Source organism: Streptomyces pseudovenezuelae, assembly GCF_001513955.1.
Lineage (GTDB): Bacteria > Actinomycetota > Actinomycetes > Streptomycetales > Streptomycetaceae > Streptomyces > Streptomyces pseudovenezuelae.
The window spans coordinates 464,811-481,501 of the sequence record NZ_KQ948144.1 but is presented as its reverse complement, the minus strand read 5'-3'; the positions used below and the strand labels follow the sequence as shown (position 1 = coordinate 481,501).

The following is a 16,691-nucleotide window of genomic DNA, read 5'->3' as shown; positions in this document are numbered from 1 at the left end:
GGGCCTCGTCCTCAGACGCCGGACGGGCTGAAATACGCCACCCGGCACCCGCCCAGAACGGCCCACCGGACACATCACCAGGGCCCCGCACGGCAAAGGATCACCATGTCCCGTCATCTCCACCTCAACGCCTTTCTCATGAACACCGGTCATCACGAGGCGTCGTGGCGGCTGCCCGAGAGCGATCCCTTCGCTCATGTGTCGCTCGACCACTACCTCCACCTCGCCCGGATCGCCGAGCGCGGGACCTTCGACTCGCTCTTTCTCGCCGACGGGCCGCAGTTGTGGAGCAACCTCGCCCAGCGGCCCGCCGGGGCGCTGGAGCCGCTCACCCTGCTGACCGCGCTGGCGACGGCCACCGAGCACATCGGGCTGATCGCGACCGCCTCCACGTCCTACAACTCGCCCTACAACCTGGCCCGGAAGTTCGCCTCGCTGGACATCATCAGCGGCGGCCGGGCGGGCTGGAACATCGTCACCACGGCCGGCGCGGAGGCAGCCCGCAACTTCGGTCTGGACGCGGAGCCGGCGCACGCCGAGCGGTACGCGAGAGCCGCCGAGTTCCTCGACGTGGCCCTCAAGCTCTGGGACAGCTGGGAGGACGACGCGATCGTCGGCGACAAGGCGGCCGGCGTCTGGGGCGACGACACCAAGGTCCACCCGCCCCGCCACCGGGGCACGTACTTCAGCGTCGAGGGCGCCCTCAACGTGCCCCGCACGCCCCAGGGTTACCCGCTGCTCGTACAGGCGGGCTCCAGTGCGGACGGCAAGGAGTTCGCGTCCCGGTACGCCGAGGCCGTGTTCACCGCCCAGCAGACCATCGAGGACGCGCGGGCCTTCTACGCCGACCTCAAGTCCCGCACGGCGGCCGCCGGCCGGGACCCCGAGCACATCAAGGTGCTGCCCGGCATCGTCCCCGTCATCGGCGCCACCGAGGCCGAGGCGCGCGCGAAGGAACAGGAGCTGGAGGACCACATCGTGCACCGGCACGGGGTGGCCAACCTGGAGCGGTTGCTGCAACTGCCGGCAGACACACTGGAGTTGGACAGGCAGCTGCCCGCCGACCTGCCGCCCGAGTCGGCCGTCGAGGGTGCCAAGAGCCGGTACACGCTCGTCGTGGAGCTGGCCCGGCGTGACCGGCTCACCGTGCGGCAGCTGATCGGGCGCCTCGGCGGCGGCCGCGGCCATCTCACCTTCGCCGGCACACCCGAGCAGGTCGCCGACGCCATCGAGACGTGGTTCACGCAGGGCGCCGCCGACGGCTTCAACATCATGCCCGCGGTGCTCCCCTCGGGACTCGACGCCTTCGTCGACCACGTCGTCCCGATCCTGCGCACCCGCGGCCTGCTCCGCACCGAGTACGGCCCACGCCGGACCCTGCGGGAGCGCTACGGCCTCCCGCGCCCCGCCAACCAGCACGTCCAGCCCGCCTACGTCTAGGAAGGACCCCTCCCATGTCCGGTATCGAGATCCGCAAGATCACCGCGAACATCGGCGCCCAGGTCTTCGGCGTCGACCTCACCGAGCCGCTCGACGAGAAGACGGCCACGGCTCTGCGCGACGCCCTCAACGCCCACAAGGCGCTGGTCTTCAGCGACGTGAACCTCGACGACGAGGGCCAGCAGGCCTTCGCCCGGCACTTCGGTGAGCTCACCACCGCCCACCCGACCGTGCCCGCCGTGGACGGCGCCCCGAACGTCCTGCCCGTCGACAGCGAGGGAGGCCGCGCCGCCAACCACTGGCACACCGACGTCACCTTCGTCCTCAACCCGCCCCAGGCCAGCACCCTGCGCAGCCTGACGATTCCGCCGTACGGCGGCGAGACGCTGATCGCCGACTCGGCGGCCGCCTACCGGGATCTGCCGGAGCCCCTCAGGCGCCTCGCCGACGACCTGTGGGCCGAGCACACCAACGACTACGACTACGCCGTACCGGAGGAGACGCTGGACGAGGAACAGGCCGCCCGGCGCGCCCAGTTCACGTCGATCACGTACCGCACGGCCCACCCGGTGGTCCGGGTCCACCCGCTGACCGGCGAACGGGGTCTGTTCGTCGGCGGGTTCGCGCAGCGGATCGTGGGGCTGTCGACGGGTGAGTCCCGCAAGCTACTCGACCTGTTCCAGTCGTACGTGACCCGGCCGGAGAACGTGCTGCGCCACCGCTGGTCGGAGAACCAGCTGGTGCTGTTCGACAACCGGATCACCCAGCACTACGCCGTGGACAACTACGACGGTCTGCCGCGCCGGCTGCACCGGGTGACCGTCGCCGGGGACGTCCCGGTCGGCGTCGAGGGCAAGGAGAGCTGGTCGGTCGAGGGCGACGCCTCGCACTACACGGCCGTAGCCGCGTAGTCACAGCCGGTGCCTGACGGGTCCGCATGGTGGGCGGTCTCCTCTCTGACCAGGGGAGACCGCCCAGACTGTGGGCGTTTTTGCCCGTCTCACGCACTGGACGAACCCGCCCATGCCCAGCACCACCGTCAAGACACCGCCAGGGTCCGAGGCCTCCCTGACCCACGGCCTCAAGCAGCGCCATCTGTCGATGATCGCCCTCGGCGGGGTGATCGGCGCCGGACTGTTCGTCGGCTCCGGCGCGGGGATCGCCGCCGCCGGCCCCTCGATCGTCCTCGCCTACACGCTCTCCGGCCTCCTCGTGATGCTAGTGATGCGGATGCTCGGCGAGATGTCGGCCGCGCACCCCTCCTCCGGCTCCTTCTCGGCGCACGCCGAGCGGGCGTTCGGCCCCTGGGCGGGCTTCACGGTCGGCTGGTCCTTCTGGATCCTGCTGTGCACGGCCGTGGGACTGGAGGGCATCGGTGCCGCGAAGATCGTGACCGGCTGGCTCCCGGGGACCCCCGAGTGGGCCTGGGTGGCCCTGTTCATGCTGGTCTTCTGCGGCACGAACCTGGCCGCGGTGAAGAACTTCGGCGAGTTCGAGTTCTGGTTCGCGGCCCTCAAGGTGGGCGCGATCGGCCTGTTCCTGGTCCTCGGAGTGCTGGCGATCGCCGGCGTCCTGCCCGGCACGGACGCTCCGGGCACCGCGAACCTCACCGGCCGAGGGGGCTTCTTCCCGGGCGGCGGCGAGGGCCTGGTCGTCGGCCTGCTCGCCTCCGTCTTCGCGTACGGCGGCCTGGAGACGGTCACCATCGCGGCCGCCGAGTCCGAGGACCCGGTGCGCGGGGTGGCGAGCGCGGTCCGTACGGCGATGTGGCGGATCGCGCTGTTCTACGTCGGCTCGATGGCGGTCATCGTCACCCTGGTCCCCTGGGACGCGCGGGCGGTCGTGGCGAAGGGCCCGTACGTCGCCGCCCTCGACGAACTGGGCATCCCGGGAGCCGGACAGCTCATGAACGTGGTCGTCCTGGTCGCCCTCCTCTCCGCGATGAACGCCAATGTCTACGGCTCCTCCCGCATCGCCTACTCCCTGGTCGAGCGGGGTCTCGGACCCGGCATCCTGGGGCGCGTCTCCGGCGGGGTCCCGCGCCTGGCGGTGCTCGCCTCCAGCGTCTTCGGCTTCGTCTGCGTGGTCCTCAGCTATTGGCGCCCCGACGACGTCTTCTCCTGGCTCCTCAACATGATCGGCGCGGTCATCCTGGTCGTCTGGGCCTTCGTCGCCGTCTCCCAGCTGCGGCTGCGCCGCGCGCTGGAACGCGAGGGCGCCGAGCGGCTGACCGTGCGCATGTGGGCCTTCCCGTACCTGACCTGGGTCGCCCTGGCCGGCATGGCGGCGATCCTCGTCCTGATGGCCCGCGAGCCGGGCACCCGTGTGCAGCTGTACTGGACGGGCGGCCTGACGCTGCTCCTGGCGGGCGCGGGGTATGCCCGCCAGCGGACCCGCGCCAGGACCTGACCCCACCGCCCGCGAGCCGTCCGGCAGCGCACGAAAAGACCCCCCGGTCCACCCGCGGGGGTCTTTTTGTTGCTAGCGTGCAGTTGCAAGCTCTTTGCAATAAGAGGTTCGGAGGGGACCCCGCATGCCCGTCTACGCGCTGCCCGACCTGCCGTACGACTACTCCGCGCTCGCCCCCGTGATCAGTCCCGAGATCATCGAGCTGCACCACGACAAGCACCACGCGGCCTATGTGAAGGGCGCCAACGACACGCTGGAGCAGTTGGCACAGGCGCGGGACGAGGAGTCGTGGGGCGCGGTGAACGGGCTGGAGAAGAACCTGGCCTTCCACCTCTCCGGGCACATCCTGCACTCCATCTACTGGCAAAACATGACCGGCCCGAAGGGCGGCGGCGGTGAGCCGCTGGCCGCCGACGGGGTCGGGGAGCTCGCGGACGCCGTCGCCGAGTCCTTCGGGTCGTTCGCCGGGTTCAAGGCCCAGCTCACCAAGGCCGCCGCGACCACGCAGGGCTCAGGCTGGGGTGTCCTCGCGTACGAGCCCCTCAGCGGGCGGCTGATCGTGGAGCAGGTCTACGACCACCAGGGCAACGTCGGCCAGGGCTCGACGCCGCTCCTGGTCTTCGACGCCTGGGAGCACGCCTTCTATCTCCAGTACCGGAACCAGAAGGTCGACTTCATCGACGCGATGTGGGCCGTCGTCGACTGGCAGGACGTGGCCCGGCGCTACGAGGCCGCCAAGTCCCGTACGGACGTCCTGCTGTTGGCGCCCTGAGCCGCTCCCGCCGAAGCGTCCCGCCTCGTGATCGTCTTCTCAACCTTCATGCGGGCGGGCGGAATGACGGAAGCCCCCGCGAGGACGTGACTCGCGGGGGCTTCCCCGGTGGCCGAGCGCTCAAGGCTTGCGGCCCACGCCGCCGTGCTGGCCGATCGGGGCCGGGGCCGCGTCGCCCTCGGGGCGCCACAGCGGGACCGAGACCACGCCCGGGTCCACCAGCTCCAGGCCCTCGAAGAACGCCTCGATCTTGTCCACCGGGCGCAGGAAGTAGGGCACCGCGCCGGTCTCGTTGTAGGCGTCCTGGGCCTGCTCGTAGTCCGGGTCGGTGCCGCGCGAGCCGTCGTTGACGCACAGGTAGCTGCCGGAGGGCAGGCCCGCCAGCAGCCGGCCGACCAGCTCGCGGGCCAGGTCGTAGTCGGCGACATGGCCGAGGAGGCCGCTGAGGATCAGGGCCGTGGGGCGGGTCAGGTCGAGGGTCCGCGAGGCCGCCTCGATGATCTTCTCCGGCTCGTAGAGCGTCAGGTCCTCGTACGCCGTCTCGCCCTCCGGGGTGGAGGTGAGCAGGGCGCGGGCGTGGGCGAGGACCAGCGGGTCGTTGTCGACGTAGACGATCTTCGATTCGGGGGCGAAGCGCTGGGCGACCTCGTGGGTGTTGTCGACCGTGGGCAGCCCGGTGCCGACGTCCAGGAACTGGCGGACGCCCGCCTCCTCGACCAGGTACCTGATGCTGCGGCCGAGAAAGGCGCGGCTGCTGCGGGCGATCGTGACGATGCCCGGGAAGACGGCCGTGTAGGCGTCGCCGGCCGCTTCGTCGACGGGGTAGTTGTCCTTGCCGCCGAGCCAGTAGTTCCAGATCCGGGCCGAATGCGGCACCGAGGTGTCGATCTCCGTCATGGTCCTATCGTGCTACGACCGGTCCTGCTCGCACGGCACATTGAGAGAGAGAAGTGCGGCGGATCCGTGCTCGTCGAGGCGGAGTTCGGTGATCGCCGCGTTGCGCAACCGCGGGAACACTCTGCGGTACTCCCCCAGCGGGATCGACAGCAGGGCGCACAACGCCAGCCGCAGCAGGGTGTTGTGGGCGACGACGAGGACGCGCTCGCCGGGGTGGGCGGCGGCGACGCGGCGCAGGGCCGCCGTGCCCCGGGCGGCGGCCGCGGCCGGATCCTCCGCGCCGGGGAAGGGAAAGGCCACCGGGTCCGCCCGGAACGCCTCCGCCGCGTCGGGCACCTCCGCGGCGAACTCCGCGAGCGTACGTCCCTCCACCACCCCGAAGTCGCACTCCCTGAGCCCGGGTTCGCGGTGCGGGGTGACGCCGAGGGCACGGCAGGCCGGGTCGGCGGTGGCGATCGCCCGCGAGAGGGGGGACGTCCAGACCGCGTCGGGGCGGTGCACGGCGGCCCACCGCCCGAGCGCCTCCGCCTGGACCCGGCCCTCGTCGGTGAGCCCGATGTCGCTCACGCCCGCGTAACGGTTCTCGGCATGCCAGATGGTCTGCCCGTGCCGGGCCAGCAGCAGGGTCGTGCTCGTACTCATGAAACGGTCCGCTCGGTCGGGGTCGGGACGGGGTCGAGGGGCGGCCACGGGCCCGCCACCGGCACGGTGGCGGCTACCCGGGCCAGGCCGAACCACCCGCCGCCCGGGCGGCGAGACCGCCAACCGGCCAGGCGCGGCACAGCGCAAGCGCCGTCGACCGGGGCGCCCCTCACGGGGCCCGGGCCCTGCCCTGAAGCCGCCGCGCACCCAGCCAGGCCACCACGCCCGGCGACCACGACCGGTGCCGGGGGACAACCAGGGTGTCCCTCATGGGGCGTAGGGACGGTCATGAGGTTGCCGTGTCTTCGGCCAGGCGGGCGTGTGCGTGGGTCGCCACGTCGGGCGGGAGCCAGCCGCGGGCGGTGAGTTCGTCGACGAGGCGGGCGTACGGCTCGGCGAAGAGGGCCGTGCGGCCGCGGCGGGGTTCCACGACCGTGCGGATGCGGACCATGTGCTCGGCGGCCTCCGCCAGAGGGGTGCCGGTCGTGCCGTGCAGCGCCAACGCGGCCATTCCCAGGGCCGGTTCGGTCTGTTCGGGTACGCGGGCCGGGCGGCCGAGGATGTCGACGCGCAGCTGGTTCCAGTACGCGCTGCGGGCCGCGCCGCCGGTGAAGGTGAGGGGACCGTCCAGCGGGGCGCCCAGATGGTGCAGGTAGTCGAGGCAGAGGCGTTCCGCGAACCCGACGCCCTGGAGGAGCCCGGCCCAGCCGTCGGCGTCGTCGGCGGGATCACCGAGACGGAAGACGGTGGCGTCCGGGGCACGGAAGGGGAACCGCTCCCCCCGTGACACCAGCGGGTAGGCCACCGCGCCGGACGGCTCGTACGCGGCGGCCCGGGCGTCCATGGCCGCGGGGTCCACGTCGCCCGGAAGCGCGCCCGCACCCACACCGGACGCCCCGCCGGGCAGCCAGGTGCCGCCCGGCGCACGGTGGTTGTAGACCACGCCGCTCGGGTCCCGGACCGGCTCCGGGCCGGCCCCCTTCAGGACGAGGGTGGTGCCGAGCACCGAGTTCCAGGACCCGTGCCGCAGGGCGCCCGCGGCGATCTGGGCGGCGCAGCCGTCGGTCATCCCGGCGACGACGGGCGTGCCGGCGGGGATGCCGGTCGCCTCCGCCGCGGCCGGGCAGACCTCGCCGAGCCGGGTGCCGGGGAGGACGACCTCGGGAAGGTCCAGGGCGACATCCGGCCAGGCGCCGCGCTCGACGTCGTAGCCCGTCTTGAGGGCGTGACTGGAGTCGGTGGGCACCGGCCCGCCGACCAGGTGTGCGGTGACGACGTCCGGCTGGTGGGTGACCCGGCCCTTGCCGTGCGCCCCGGCGAGCCACAGCGCCTTCGGCAGCGCCCAGGTGTCCTGCACCGCGAGCCCCGCCGCGCGCAGCCGGGCCGCCTCGTCCGCCGCGCGTCCGTCGTCGTACATGAGCGCCGGGCTCGTCGGCCGGCCCTGCGGGTCCGTCAGCAGGACCGTCCCCGACGTCCCGCACACCGCGAGTCCGCCGACCCGTACACCCGTCAGGGTGAGCAGCGCGGAACGGGACGCCGTGCGCACCGCCTCCCACCACTCCCCCGGATCCTGCTCGTGCCGCCCGCCCTCGCGCCGTCCGCCGAGCGGGGCGGAACCCCGGCCCAGCACGGTTCCACCGGCCGTGACCGCCAGCGCGCGCACGCTCTGGGTGCCGAGGTCGATCCCCAGCCACACCGTCTCGTTCACGTCCGTCATCCCTGTCATCGGAGCCTCCCACCCGCACGGGGTCTATGCGTACCCGGGACTCGCGGCTCAACATCGTCTCAGTGAAGCGACGACTCGGAGGTCGACGATGACCCAGAGGACCGATCCCGTACGTGTCGTGGCGGCCGGCGACCACTTCGTACTGCCGGGGCTGATCGCCGGGGCCGTCGAGGCCGAGCTGGGCGGTATCGCCGCGGAGACGAAGGAGGTGACGCTCGGCTGGCCGCTGGAACCCTTCGGGCCCGTCTCGGAGGTGACGGAGGCGAGCGACGCCGAGGACGAGCTGATCGAGGCGCTGGACGGCGCGGAGGTCCTCGTCACCCAGATGGGCCCGGTCACCGAGCGGGTGCTGGACGCCGCCGACGGCCTGCGGCTGGTCGTGGTGTGCCGGGGCGGCCCGGTCAACGTGAACCTGGACGCGGCCAAGGCCCGTGACGTCCGGGTGTGCTTCGCGCCCGGCCGCAACGCCGCCGCCACCGCCGAGTTCACCGTCGGCATGCTGCTGGCCGCCGTGCGCCGCATCCCGCAGGCCCACGACCTCCTCGCCGGACAGGGCAGTTGGGAGGGCGGCGCGGCCTACTACACCTACGAGCACAGCGGTCTGGAGCTGGAGGACCTGCCCGTGGGACTCGTCGGTTACGGCGCCGTCGGCAGCCGGGTCGCCCGCGTGCTGTGCGCCTTCGGGGCGCAGGTGATGGTCTACGACCCCTATGTGCGCGGCGAGATCCACGGCCTGCGCGTGTCCTCACTGGACCAGCTCCTCACCCGCTCCCGGGTGATCACCCTGCATGCCCGCCTGACCGCCGAGACCCGTGGCCTGATCGGCGCCCGCGAGCTGGCCCTGCTGCCCGGGGGCGCGGTCGTGGTGAACGTGGCCCGCGGCCCGCTGATCGACGAGGGCGCCCTGTGCGACGCCCTCGAAGCCGGTCGGCTGTCGGCGGCGGCCCTCGACACCTACGAGCACGAGCCGCTGCCCGCGGACTCCCGGCTGCATGCCCTGGCCGACCGGGTCGTCCTGACCCCGCACCTCGGCGGGGCGAGCCGCGCGGTGGCCGAGAAGGCGGCGAGGATCGCCGCGGAGGAGGTGGGCCGCTGGGCGCGGGGGGAGCCGTTGGCGCACTGCTTGACGTGACGGTCGTAGGCGGTCGTAGGAGGGAATCCGTATGTACGTCGGTATCGATGTGGGCACATCCGTCGTCAAGGCCGCCGCCTTCGACAGCGGGGGCCGTCAACTGGCCGTCGAGTCGCGCCCGGTGGAGCTCTCCCTGCGCGACGGGTTCGTCGAGCAGGACATGGACGAGGTCTACGGCGGCGTCGTCGACGTCCTCGGCCGGCTGACCGGGCGGGTGCCGGAGCCGGTGGAGCTGGCCGGGCTGACCGGTCAGGGCGACGGGGTGTGGCTGGTCGACGGGGAAGGGCGGCCGGTGCGGTCGGCGCTGTCCTGGATGGACGGGCGGGCGCACGAACTGCTCGACCAGTGGCTCGCGGACGGCACGTTCGAGACGGTGTTCCGGCGGACCGGCGGCGCGATGTTCCCGGGCTCGCCGGGGCCGCTGCTGGCCTGGCTGGACCGGTACGACCCGAAGTCCCTGGACGCCGCCGCGGCCGCCGTGTACTGCAAGGACATGGTCTTCCAGCGGCTCACCGGGGCCGCGCGGGCGACCACGGACGTGTCGGACGCCTCCATGCCCTTCCTCGACCCGCGCACCCGGTCGTACGACAACCGGGTGGTGGAGCTGCTGGGGCTCACCCGTCGCCGGCGGCTGCTCCCGCCGATCGGGGATCCGATCGCCACGGGGGAGGCGCGGGGCGAGGGACTGCCGTCCGGTACCCGGCTCTCCAACGGGCCGTACGATCTGCCGGCCTGTGCGCTGGGCGCGGGGGTGACCTCGCCCGGGGACGGGCTGCTGATCGTGGGCACGTGTCTGGCGGCTCTGGTCGCCACGACCGAGCTCGACCTGGGCAGCGAGCCGGCCGGGCTGTACATCTCGACCGACCGGCCGGGGCACCGTCTGCGGGCGATGCCTGCGATGGTGGGGACGGCCGCGCTGGACTGGGTGCTGTCGACCACCGGCGTCACGCATGCGGAGGTGAACGACCTGCTGGCGTCGACTCCGCCGGGGGCGCACGGGGTGCGCGTGCTGCCGTACTTCGCCCCCTCCGGGGAGCGGGCGCCCTTCGTGGAGCCGCATCTGCGGGCCGAGCTGAGCGGGGTCTCGCTGGAGACGACCAGGGCCGACCTGGTCCGGGCGACCTGCGAGGGGATCGGGTACGCGGCTCGGCACTGTCTGGAGGCGGCCGGTCTGACGGGGTCGCTCGCGGTGTGCGGGGGCGGGACGCGGAGTCCGGCGTGGATGCAGTTGCTGGCCGATGTGCTCGGACGGCCGCTCAGGGTGGTCGAGGGGGAGGTGGGGGCCCGGGGGGCCGTGTTGGCGGCGGCCGAGCGGTACGGGGTTTCTCTTGATGCCCGGGTCTGGACCGAGCCGACGATGATCGTTGAACCGGATCCCGGGCGTTCCGCGTACTACGCGAAGGGGTTCCAGGAACATTTGGTGCGGTTGGACGTGGCTCGGGGGACGGCCGGTCGTCAGCTGCGGTTTCGTGGCGGCTGGTCGCGCAGTTCCCCGCGCCCCTGAGTGGGCTGGGGCACATGGTGTTCATGCGGTGCCGGAACTGCGGTGGGAGCCTTCAGGAGTTTCGGGCTCTCACCGACGAGGAGCAGAGGTTCGTCCGGGAGCACAAGCCCAGGCACACCCGCCTGGGCTCGTACTTCCGGTGTGCGCGTGAAGGGTGTCTGCGGTATCAGCGGCTCGGGGACCAGAACGACGGGGGGTCCTTCCCCGAGCCGGAGAAGTGACTACAGGTTGCTGAAGTCGGGGCCCTTGGTGCGGGTGCGCTTGATCTCGTAGAAGCCCGGGACCGAGGCGACCGCCACCGTGCCGTCCCACAGGCGGGCGGCCTCCTCGCCCTTGGGGGCCGGGGTGACGACCGGGCCGAAGAAGGCGATCTGCTCGCCGTCGGGGCCGGGCACGGCGATGACCGGGGTGCCGACGTCCTGGCCGACCTTGTCGATGCCCTCCTTGTGGGAGGCGCGCAGCTCGGCGTCGAACTCGAAGTCCTTCTGGTCGAAGTACTCGATCAGGTCGGCGGGCAGGCCGACGTCCGCCAGCGCGCCCTCGACGGCCTCGCGCGTCGGGCCCTGGCCCTCGTTGTGGATCCGGGTGCCGAGCGCGGTGTACAGCGGGCCGAGGATGTCGGAGCCGTGCTTCTGCCAGGCCGCGGTGACCACCCGGATCGGCTGCCAGGCCTTGGTCTCGAGGAGCTCGCGGTACTCCTCGGGCAGCTCGTCGATCTTCGGCTCGTTCAGCACCGCCAGGCTCATGATGTGCCAGCGCACCTCGATGTCCCGGACCTTCTCGACCTCCAGGACCCAGCGGGAGGTCATCCAGGCCCAGGGGCACAGCGGGTCGAACCAGAAGTCGACGGGGGTCTTGCCGGACGCGCTCGTGGTCTCGGACATGGGTCTCCTAGAGAAGTGTTCGTCTCACCCCGCAACACCGGTCGCCGCCCACCCCATTCCCGGCTGACCGATGTCAGGGGCACATGGCAGGATCGGGCCTGTCCGCATGCTGAACACCATCCGAGGGAGCATCGCCCGTGCCCGGTGAGAATCTGTCCCGTGACGAGGCCCGGGAGCGGGCCGCCCTGCTGTCCGTCGACGGGTACGAGGTGTCCCTCGACCTGCGCTCGGCGGTCGGGGACCAGGCCGGGGACGGTCCGCGCACCTTCCGGTCGGTCACCACGATCCGCTTCCGGTGCAACGAGCCGGGGGCCACGAGCTTCGCGGACCTGATCGCGCCGCGCGTCACGGCTCTCTCGCTGAACGGCCGGGACCTGGACCCGGGCGAGGTCTTCGACGGCTCCCGGATCGTCCTGGAGGACCTGGCCGCCGAGAACGAACTGATCGTGGACGCCGCGTGCGCCTACTCCCGCACCGGCGAGGGCATGCACCGCTTCGTCGACCCCGAGGACGGCGAGGTCTACCTCTACACGCAGTACGAGCCGGCCGACTCCCGCCGGGTCTTCGCGAACTTCGAGCAGCCGGACCTCAAGGCCCCCTTCCGCTTCGAGGTGCGGGCGCCGGAGGGCTGGACGGTGTGGAGCAACGGGGCCGGGACGGAGAGCGACGGGGTCTGGCGGTTCGCGGAGACCAAGCCGATCTCGACGTACATCACGTGTGTGGTGGCCGGTCCCTACCACTACGTGACGGACTCCTACGAGCGGGTCCTCGACGACGGCACGCGCCTGGAGATCCCCCTCGGCGCCCTGTGCCGCAAGGGGCTCGCCCCCCACTTCGACTCCGACGACGTCTTCCTCGTCACCAAGCAGGGCCTGGACTTCTTCCACGAGCACTTCGACTACCCGTACCCCTTCGGGAAGTACGACCAGGCGTTCGTGCCCGAGTACAACCTGGGCGCGATGGAGAACCCGGGCCTGGTGACCTTCCGCGAGGAGTACATCTTCCGCGGCAAGGTGACCCGTTCCTCCTACGAGGCCCGGGCCAACGTCATCCTCCACGAGATGGCCCACATGTGGTTCGGCGACCTGGTCACCATGGTGTGGTGGGACGACCTGTGGCTGAAGGAGTCCTTCGCGGACTTCATGGGCACCTTCGCCAACGTCGGCGCGACCCGCTTCACCGACGCCTGGATCACCTTCGCCAACCGCCGCAAGGCCTGGGCCTACCGCGCCGACCAGCTGCCCTCCACGCACCCGATCACCGCCGACATCCGCGACCTGCAGGACGCGAAGCTCAACTTCGACGGCATCACGTACGCCAAGGGCGCCTCGGTGCTCAAGCAGCTGGTCGCCTATGTCGGCCAGGACGCGTTCCTGGAGGGCGCCCGGCGCTACTTCAAGCGGCACGCGTACGGCAACACGCGGCTCGGCGACCTGCTGTCGGTGCTGGAGGAGACCAGCGGTCGGGACATGGGCGCGTGGGCGCGGTCCTGGCTGCAGACGGCCGGGGTCAACTCGCTGACCCCGCAGGTGCTGCTGAGCGCCGAGGGGCGGGTCGACGAGCTGGCGGTGGTGCAGGAGGCCGCCGAGTCGCACCCGGAGCTGCGGCCGCACCGGGTCGCAGTGGGGCTGTACCGCCGTACGCCCGAAGGGGCCCTGGAGCGGTACGCGCGCGCCGAGGCGGACGTCGACGGCCCGCGCACGGTGGTGGCGGAGTTGGCCGGTGCGGAGGCGCCGGAGCTCGTGCTGGTCAACGACGACGACCTGACGTACTGCAAGACCCGCTTCGACGCGGGCTCCCTGGAGACCCTGAAGGCGGGGCTCGGCGGCCTCACCGACCCGCTCGCCCGCGCCCTGTGCTGGTCGGCGCTGTGGAACATGACGCGGGACGCGCTGCTGCCGGCCCGGGAGTTCATCGACATCGTGCTGCGCTTCTCGGGCCGCGAGTCCGACATCGGCGTCCTGCAGATGCTGCACGCCTGGGCCGAGTCGGCCCTCGTGCACTACGTGGCGCCCGAGTGGCGGGAGACGGGCGCGGGGCTGCTCGCCGAGGGCGCCGAGCGGGAGCTGCTCGCCGCCGAGCCGGGCAGCGGGCAGCAGCTGGCGTGGGCGCGGTTCTTCGCCCGCACGGCCGTGGGCCGGCCCGCCTTCGACCTGCTGCAGGGCCTGCTGGACGGCACGTCGGCCATCGAGGGGCTGGACGTCGACCAGGAGCTGCGGTGGGCGTTCCTGCAGCCGCTGACCGTGTGGGGGGTCGCCGACGAGAAGGCGCTGGCCGCCGAGCTCGCCCGTGACGACACCGCGTCCGGCAAGCGCCATCAGGTGCGCTGCCTGGCCGCCCGGCCGTCCGAGGCGGTGAAGGCGCAGGCGTGGGCGCAGGTCGTGGAGTCCGACGCGCTCTCCAACGCCCTGGCCGAGGCGACGATCGCGGGCTTCGACCAGCCCTCCCAGCGCGCAATGCTGGAGCCGTACACGCAGAAGTACTTCGCGGTGATCGAGCGGGTCTGGCAGGACCGCTCGATCCAGATCGCGATGAACATCGTCTCGGGGCTGTTCCCCTCCCTCCAGGACTCACCGGCGACGCTGGACGCGGCCGACGCCTGGCTCGCGGCCCACGAGGACGCGGCGCCGGCGCTGCGCAGGCTGGTGCTGGAGGGGCGGGACGATCTGGCGCGGGCGCTGCGGGGTCAGGAGTGCGACGCGGGGGCCGTCAACGCCGTCAACACCGCGTGACCTTTGGCCTGAGCTTGGGCGTCCGGTAGTCGTTACCAAATCCGTTCCCCAGCAGCCGTAACCCCTGGTCCCACCCGAATGGACCAGGGGTTTTCGCTCCCTACTCGGCATCCGAACACCCGTCCTTTAGTACTGCCTTGTCCTCATTTGTCGACGAGCCTGTAACAGCGGTTAGCGGGCGGTCCGGAGGCGGGAATCTCCGCTGCATGAACCACAACGCCCCGGTCCCCCCGCTCTCCCCCCGCCCCCTGCGTCATCTGTCCGAGGTGCACCGCCGTGTCGTGACGGCCGGCCGGCTGCGTGCGACCGGCGTCTCGGTCGCCGAGGCCACCGAGCAGTGCCGGCCCGGCGGCCCCTGGCAGCAGATCCTCCCCGGCGTCTTCCTGCTCCACCCCGGACCGCCGACCAGCGAGGAGCGCCTGCACGCGGTGCTCATGTACGCGGCACGGGAGCAGAGCGCCGGGGTGCCGACGCAGCCGGGAGCGGAGGAGCCGCACCGGCCGGTGTACGCGGAGGCGATGATCACCGGCCTCGCGGCGCTGACCCTGCACGGCTTCAGCTCGACGCCGCCGCTGCTCTCCCTGGACCGGATCGACGTCCTGGTCCCGAGGATGCGCCGGCTGCGCTCGACGGGCGGCGCCCGGATCGTCCGCACCTCGGCGCTCCCGGCCGCCGAACAGGTCACCGGCCTCCCGGTCGCCCCGGTGCCGCGCGCCCTCGCCGACGCGGTCACCGAACTGACGGACGCGGGCGCGGTGCGCCGGCTGCTGACCGAGGCGGTGCGCGGCGGGCACTGCGAACCGGCCGCCGTCGTCCGGGAGTTGAACAACGCCAAGCTGCTGAGCCGCCCGCACGTGGTGGACGCGGTGGACTCCCTGCTCGCCGAGGGCCGCGCCATCGCGGAGGACCGCCTGTACCGCATGGTCGAGGAGTACGGCCTCCCCGACCCGGTGTGGAACGTCGATCTGAGGCTGCCGGGCGGCCCCCACCTGGGCGGCCTGGACGCGTACTGGCCGGAGCAGGCGGTCGCGGTGGAGCTGGACACCCGCGCCCCGCGGCAGGGCCACCGGCAGGACGAGGACGCGCTGTGGTCGGAGTACGCCCGCAAGCGCGAGCACCTGGAACGGCTCGGCATCACGGTCGTCCACATCACCCCGCGCAAGCTCCGGGACGCGATGGAGCAGCAGGCGACGGTGGTCCGTACGGCCCTGATGGCCTCCGGCGACCGGGACCCCGCCGCCTATGTCGTGGTGCTGCCCCGGTAGTGACGGACCGGGGCGGGACCAGGAGGGGAGAGGAGGGGCCACGGCACTGAGCCGGGGCCCCTCCTCGTCGTGTGCGGCCGCGGCGTGACTACGCGCCGCAGAACTCCGCCTCGACCACCGCGTCGCTGTTCCCCGACCAGTCGCCGTTGAAGTTGAAGGCGAGGGAGTGCCGGCCGTCGGCCGTGGTCACGGCCACGGAGGAGGAGCCGTGGATGCCTCCGTCGTGGCCCCACACATGCACTCCGCAGCTCAGCTCGCGGTCCATCAGGGCGAGGCCGTATCCGGCGTTCGGGAGGCCCTCGACGGCCACCGTCGTCTTCATCTCCTTGAGCTGCTTCGGCGGGAGCAGCCGGCCCTTCAGCAGGGCCGAGTAGAAGCGGTTCAGATCGGCCGAGTCGGAGATCATCTCGCCCGCCGAGGAGGCGAGGGAGGGGTTCAGCCGGGTGACGTCGTACGTCGGTCCCGTCGCCGTCTCCGCGAGCTTGGAGTAGGCCCGGCTGCTGGGCCGGGGCACGGTGACGCGGGTGCCCGGGACCGAGGTGGCGGTCAGTTTCAGCGGCTCGATGACACGGTGCCGGATCTCCTCGCCGTAGGTCCGGCCGGTGACCTTCTGGATCAGCATGCCGGCCACGACGTAGTTGGTGTTGGAGTAGTTCCAGGAGGTGCCGGGCGCGAAGTCCGGCTTGTGGGCCATGGCGGTGGCGACGAGCTGCTCGGGGCTCTGGGTGTCGTAGCGGTGCTCGAAGAAGCCGTCCTTGAGGAAGTAGGTGCGTGCGAAGGTCTCGTCGGCGGTGTAGTTGAAGATCCCGCTGGTGTGGTTGAGGAGCTGCCGGACGGTGATCCGGCTGCCGTCGTGGCCGTTGCCGTGCACCACGCCGGGCAGCCACTTGTCCACCGTGTCGTCGAGCGACAGCCGTCCCTCCGCCTCCAGTTGGAGCAGCACGGTGGCGACGAACGTCTTGGTGATGCTGCCGACGCGGTACCGGTCGTCTGCCGCGCGCGGCGCGTGCGTCCTCAGGTTGCCGACCCCGGCGGTGGTCGACCAGGTGCCGCGGCCGTCCCTCGCGGTGAGCGTCACCCCGGGCACACCGTCCTCCACCGCGGCGCGGACGGCCTGCCGGGTGGCCTCGTGACGGTCGGACCCGGCCGCCATCGCGGGGGCGGCGAGGCCGGTCGTGAGTGCCACGGCAGCCGCCCCGACCACCACCGTCGTACGTACGGTCATGTCTTCCCCCTGTTCCGGCACGCTCGGCGAGCGTGATCGGCGGGAGAGACTCACCCGGGGCGG

General features: G+C 72.2%; 13 protein-coding genes. 8 read left to right on the top strand and 5 right to left on the bottom strand.

Features of this window, described 5'->3' with window-relative positions:
• Positions 1-105 precede the first annotated feature (105 nt).
• From AQI94_RS02055 to AQI94_RS02040, 4 genes are all read left to right on the top strand, one after another.
• Complete coding sequence (locus AQI94_RS02055; RefSeq protein ID WP_031051170.1) at positions 106-1,440, top strand: LLM class flavin-dependent oxidoreductase; 1,335 nt, start codon at positions 106-108, stop codon at positions 1,438-1,440.
• A gap of 14 nt (positions 1,441-1,454) precedes the next feature.
• Complete coding sequence (locus AQI94_RS02050; RefSeq protein ID WP_031051172.1) at positions 1,455-2,351, top strand: TauD/TfdA dioxygenase family protein; 897 nt, start codon at positions 1,455-1,457, stop codon at positions 2,349-2,351.
• Between the two features lie 112 nt (positions 2,352-2,463).
• Positions 2,464-3,849: an amino acid permease gene (locus AQI94_RS02045; RefSeq protein WP_031051173.1), complete on the top strand. Its 1,386-nt coding sequence runs from the start codon at positions 2,464-2,466 to the stop codon at positions 3,847-3,849.
• A 124-nt stretch (positions 3,850-3,973) separates the two neighbouring features.
• A complete protein-coding gene (locus AQI94_RS02040; RefSeq protein WP_031051175.1) occupies positions 3,974-4,621 on the top strand; it encodes a superoxide dismutase in 648 nt (215 codons plus the stop codon).
• A 120-nt stretch (positions 4,622-4,741) separates the two neighbouring features.
• Here AQI94_RS02040 and AQI94_RS02035 read toward each other — a convergent pair whose 3' ends face one another.
• The 3 genes from AQI94_RS02035 to AQI94_RS02025 all read right to left on the bottom strand — a co-directional run bounded on the left by AQI94_RS02035 (position 4,742) and on the right by AQI94_RS02025 (position 7,877).
• The gene (locus AQI94_RS02035) at positions 4,742-5,518 is read right to left on the bottom strand and encodes an SAM-dependent methyltransferase (protein ID WP_031051177.1); all 777 of its coding nucleotides are present in this window, start codon (positions 5,516-5,518) and stop codon (positions 4,742-4,744) included.
• Between the two features lie 12 nt (positions 5,519-5,530).
• Complete coding sequence (locus tag AQI94_RS02030; protein WP_062229554.1) at positions 5,531-6,160, bottom strand: histidine phosphatase family protein; 630 nt, start codon at positions 6,158-6,160, stop codon at positions 5,531-5,533.
• Between the two features lie 286 nt (positions 6,161-6,446).
• The gene (locus tag AQI94_RS02025) at positions 6,447-7,877 is read right to left on the bottom strand and encodes an FGGY-family carbohydrate kinase (protein WP_062229553.1); all 1,431 of its coding nucleotides are present in this window, start codon (positions 7,875-7,877) and stop codon (positions 6,447-6,449) included.
• 97 nt (positions 7,878-7,974) lie between these two features.
• Here AQI94_RS02025 and AQI94_RS02020 point away from each other — a divergent pair, with 97 nt between their 5' ends.
• On the top strand, positions 7,975-9,018 hold the full coding sequence (locus tag AQI94_RS02020; RefSeq protein WP_031042532.1) for a 2-hydroxyacid dehydrogenase: 1,044 nt from the start codon (positions 7,975-7,977) through the stop codon (positions 9,016-9,018).
• A gap of 31 nt (positions 9,019-9,049) precedes the next feature.
• A complete protein-coding gene (locus AQI94_RS02015) occupies positions 9,050-10,522 on the top strand; it encodes an FGGY-family carbohydrate kinase (RefSeq protein ID WP_051832044.1) in 1,473 nt (490 codons plus the stop codon).
• Between the two features lie 221 nt (positions 10,523-10,743).
• Here the strand turns inward: AQI94_RS02015 and AQI94_RS02005 are convergent, their stop codons facing one another.
• Positions 10,744-11,406, bottom strand: coding sequence for a mycothiol-dependent nitroreductase Rv2466c family protein (locus AQI94_RS02005; protein WP_031042524.1), 663 nt, complete (start codon positions 11,404-11,406; stop codon positions 10,744-10,746).
• Positions 11,407-11,543: 137 nt separating this feature from the next.
• Between AQI94_RS02005 and pepN the strand changes: the two genes are divergently transcribed.
• On the top strand, positions 11,544-14,138 hold the full coding sequence (gene pepN, locus AQI94_RS02000; RefSeq protein ID WP_031042518.1) for an aminopeptidase N: 2,595 nt from the start codon (positions 11,544-11,546) through the stop codon (positions 14,136-14,138).
• Positions 14,139-14,344: 206 nt separating this feature from the next.
• Positions 14,345-15,403 carry a hypothetical protein gene (locus tag AQI94_RS01995; protein WP_031042515.1) on the top strand — a complete coding sequence of 353 codons (1,059 nt, stop codon included), beginning with the start codon at positions 14,345-14,347 and terminating at the stop codon, positions 15,401-15,403.
• Between the two features lie 88 nt (positions 15,404-15,491).
• On the opposite strand, the gene AQI94_RS01990 is transcribed toward AQI94_RS01995, so the two are convergent.
• Complete coding sequence (locus tag AQI94_RS01990) at positions 15,492-16,628, bottom strand: serine hydrolase domain-containing protein (protein WP_031042513.1); 1,137 nt, start codon at positions 16,626-16,628, stop codon at positions 15,492-15,494.
• Positions 16,629-16,691: the final 63 nt, after the last annotated feature.

What these genes read in the sequence shown, in the direction of transcription:
- AQI94_RS02040 (WP_031051175.1), top strand. Translation starts at nt 3,974, where the DNA reads ATGCCCGTCTACGCGCTGCCCGACCTGCCGTACGACTACTCCGCGCTC.
- AQI94_RS02020 (WP_031042532.1), top strand. Translation starts at nt 7,975, where the DNA reads ATGACCCAGAGGACCGATCCCGTACGTGTCGTGGCGGCCGGCGACCAC.
- AQI94_RS02015 (WP_051832044.1), top strand. Translation starts at nt 9,050, where the DNA reads ATGTACGTCGGTATCGATGTGGGCACATCCGTCGTCAAGGCCGCCGCC.
- AQI94_RS01995 (WP_031042515.1), top strand. Translation starts at nt 14,345, where the DNA reads ATGAACCACAACGCCCCGGTCCCCCCGCTCTCCCCCCGCCCCCTGCGT.
- AQI94_RS02030 (WP_062229554.1), bottom strand. Translation starts at nt 6,160, where the DNA reads ATGAGTACGAGCACGACCCTGCTGCTGGCCCGGCACGGGCAGACCATC.
- AQI94_RS02045 (WP_031051173.1), top strand. Translation starts at nt 2,464, where the DNA reads ATGCCCAGCACCACCGTCAAGACACCGCCAGGGTCCGAGGCCTCCCTG.
- AQI94_RS01990 (WP_031042513.1), bottom strand. Translation starts at nt 16,628, where the DNA reads ATGACCGTACGTACGACGGTGGTGGTCGGGGCGGCTGCCGTGGCACTC.
- AQI94_RS02055 (WP_031051170.1), top strand. Translation starts at nt 106, where the DNA reads ATGTCCCGTCATCTCCACCTCAACGCCTTTCTCATGAACACCGGTCAT.
- AQI94_RS02050 (WP_031051172.1), top strand. Translation starts at nt 1,455, where the DNA reads ATGTCCGGTATCGAGATCCGCAAGATCACCGCGAACATCGGCGCCCAG.
- AQI94_RS02025 (WP_062229553.1), bottom strand. Translation starts at nt 7,877, where the DNA reads ATGACGGACGTGAACGAGACGGTGTGGCTGGGGATCGACCTCGGCACC.
- AQI94_RS02035 (WP_031051177.1), bottom strand. Translation starts at nt 5,518, where the DNA reads ATGACGGAGATCGACACCTCGGTGCCGCATTCGGCCCGGATCTGGAAC.
- AQI94_RS02005 (WP_031042524.1), bottom strand. Translation starts at nt 11,406, where the DNA reads ATGTCCGAGACCACGAGCGCGTCCGGCAAGACCCCCGTCGACTTCTGG.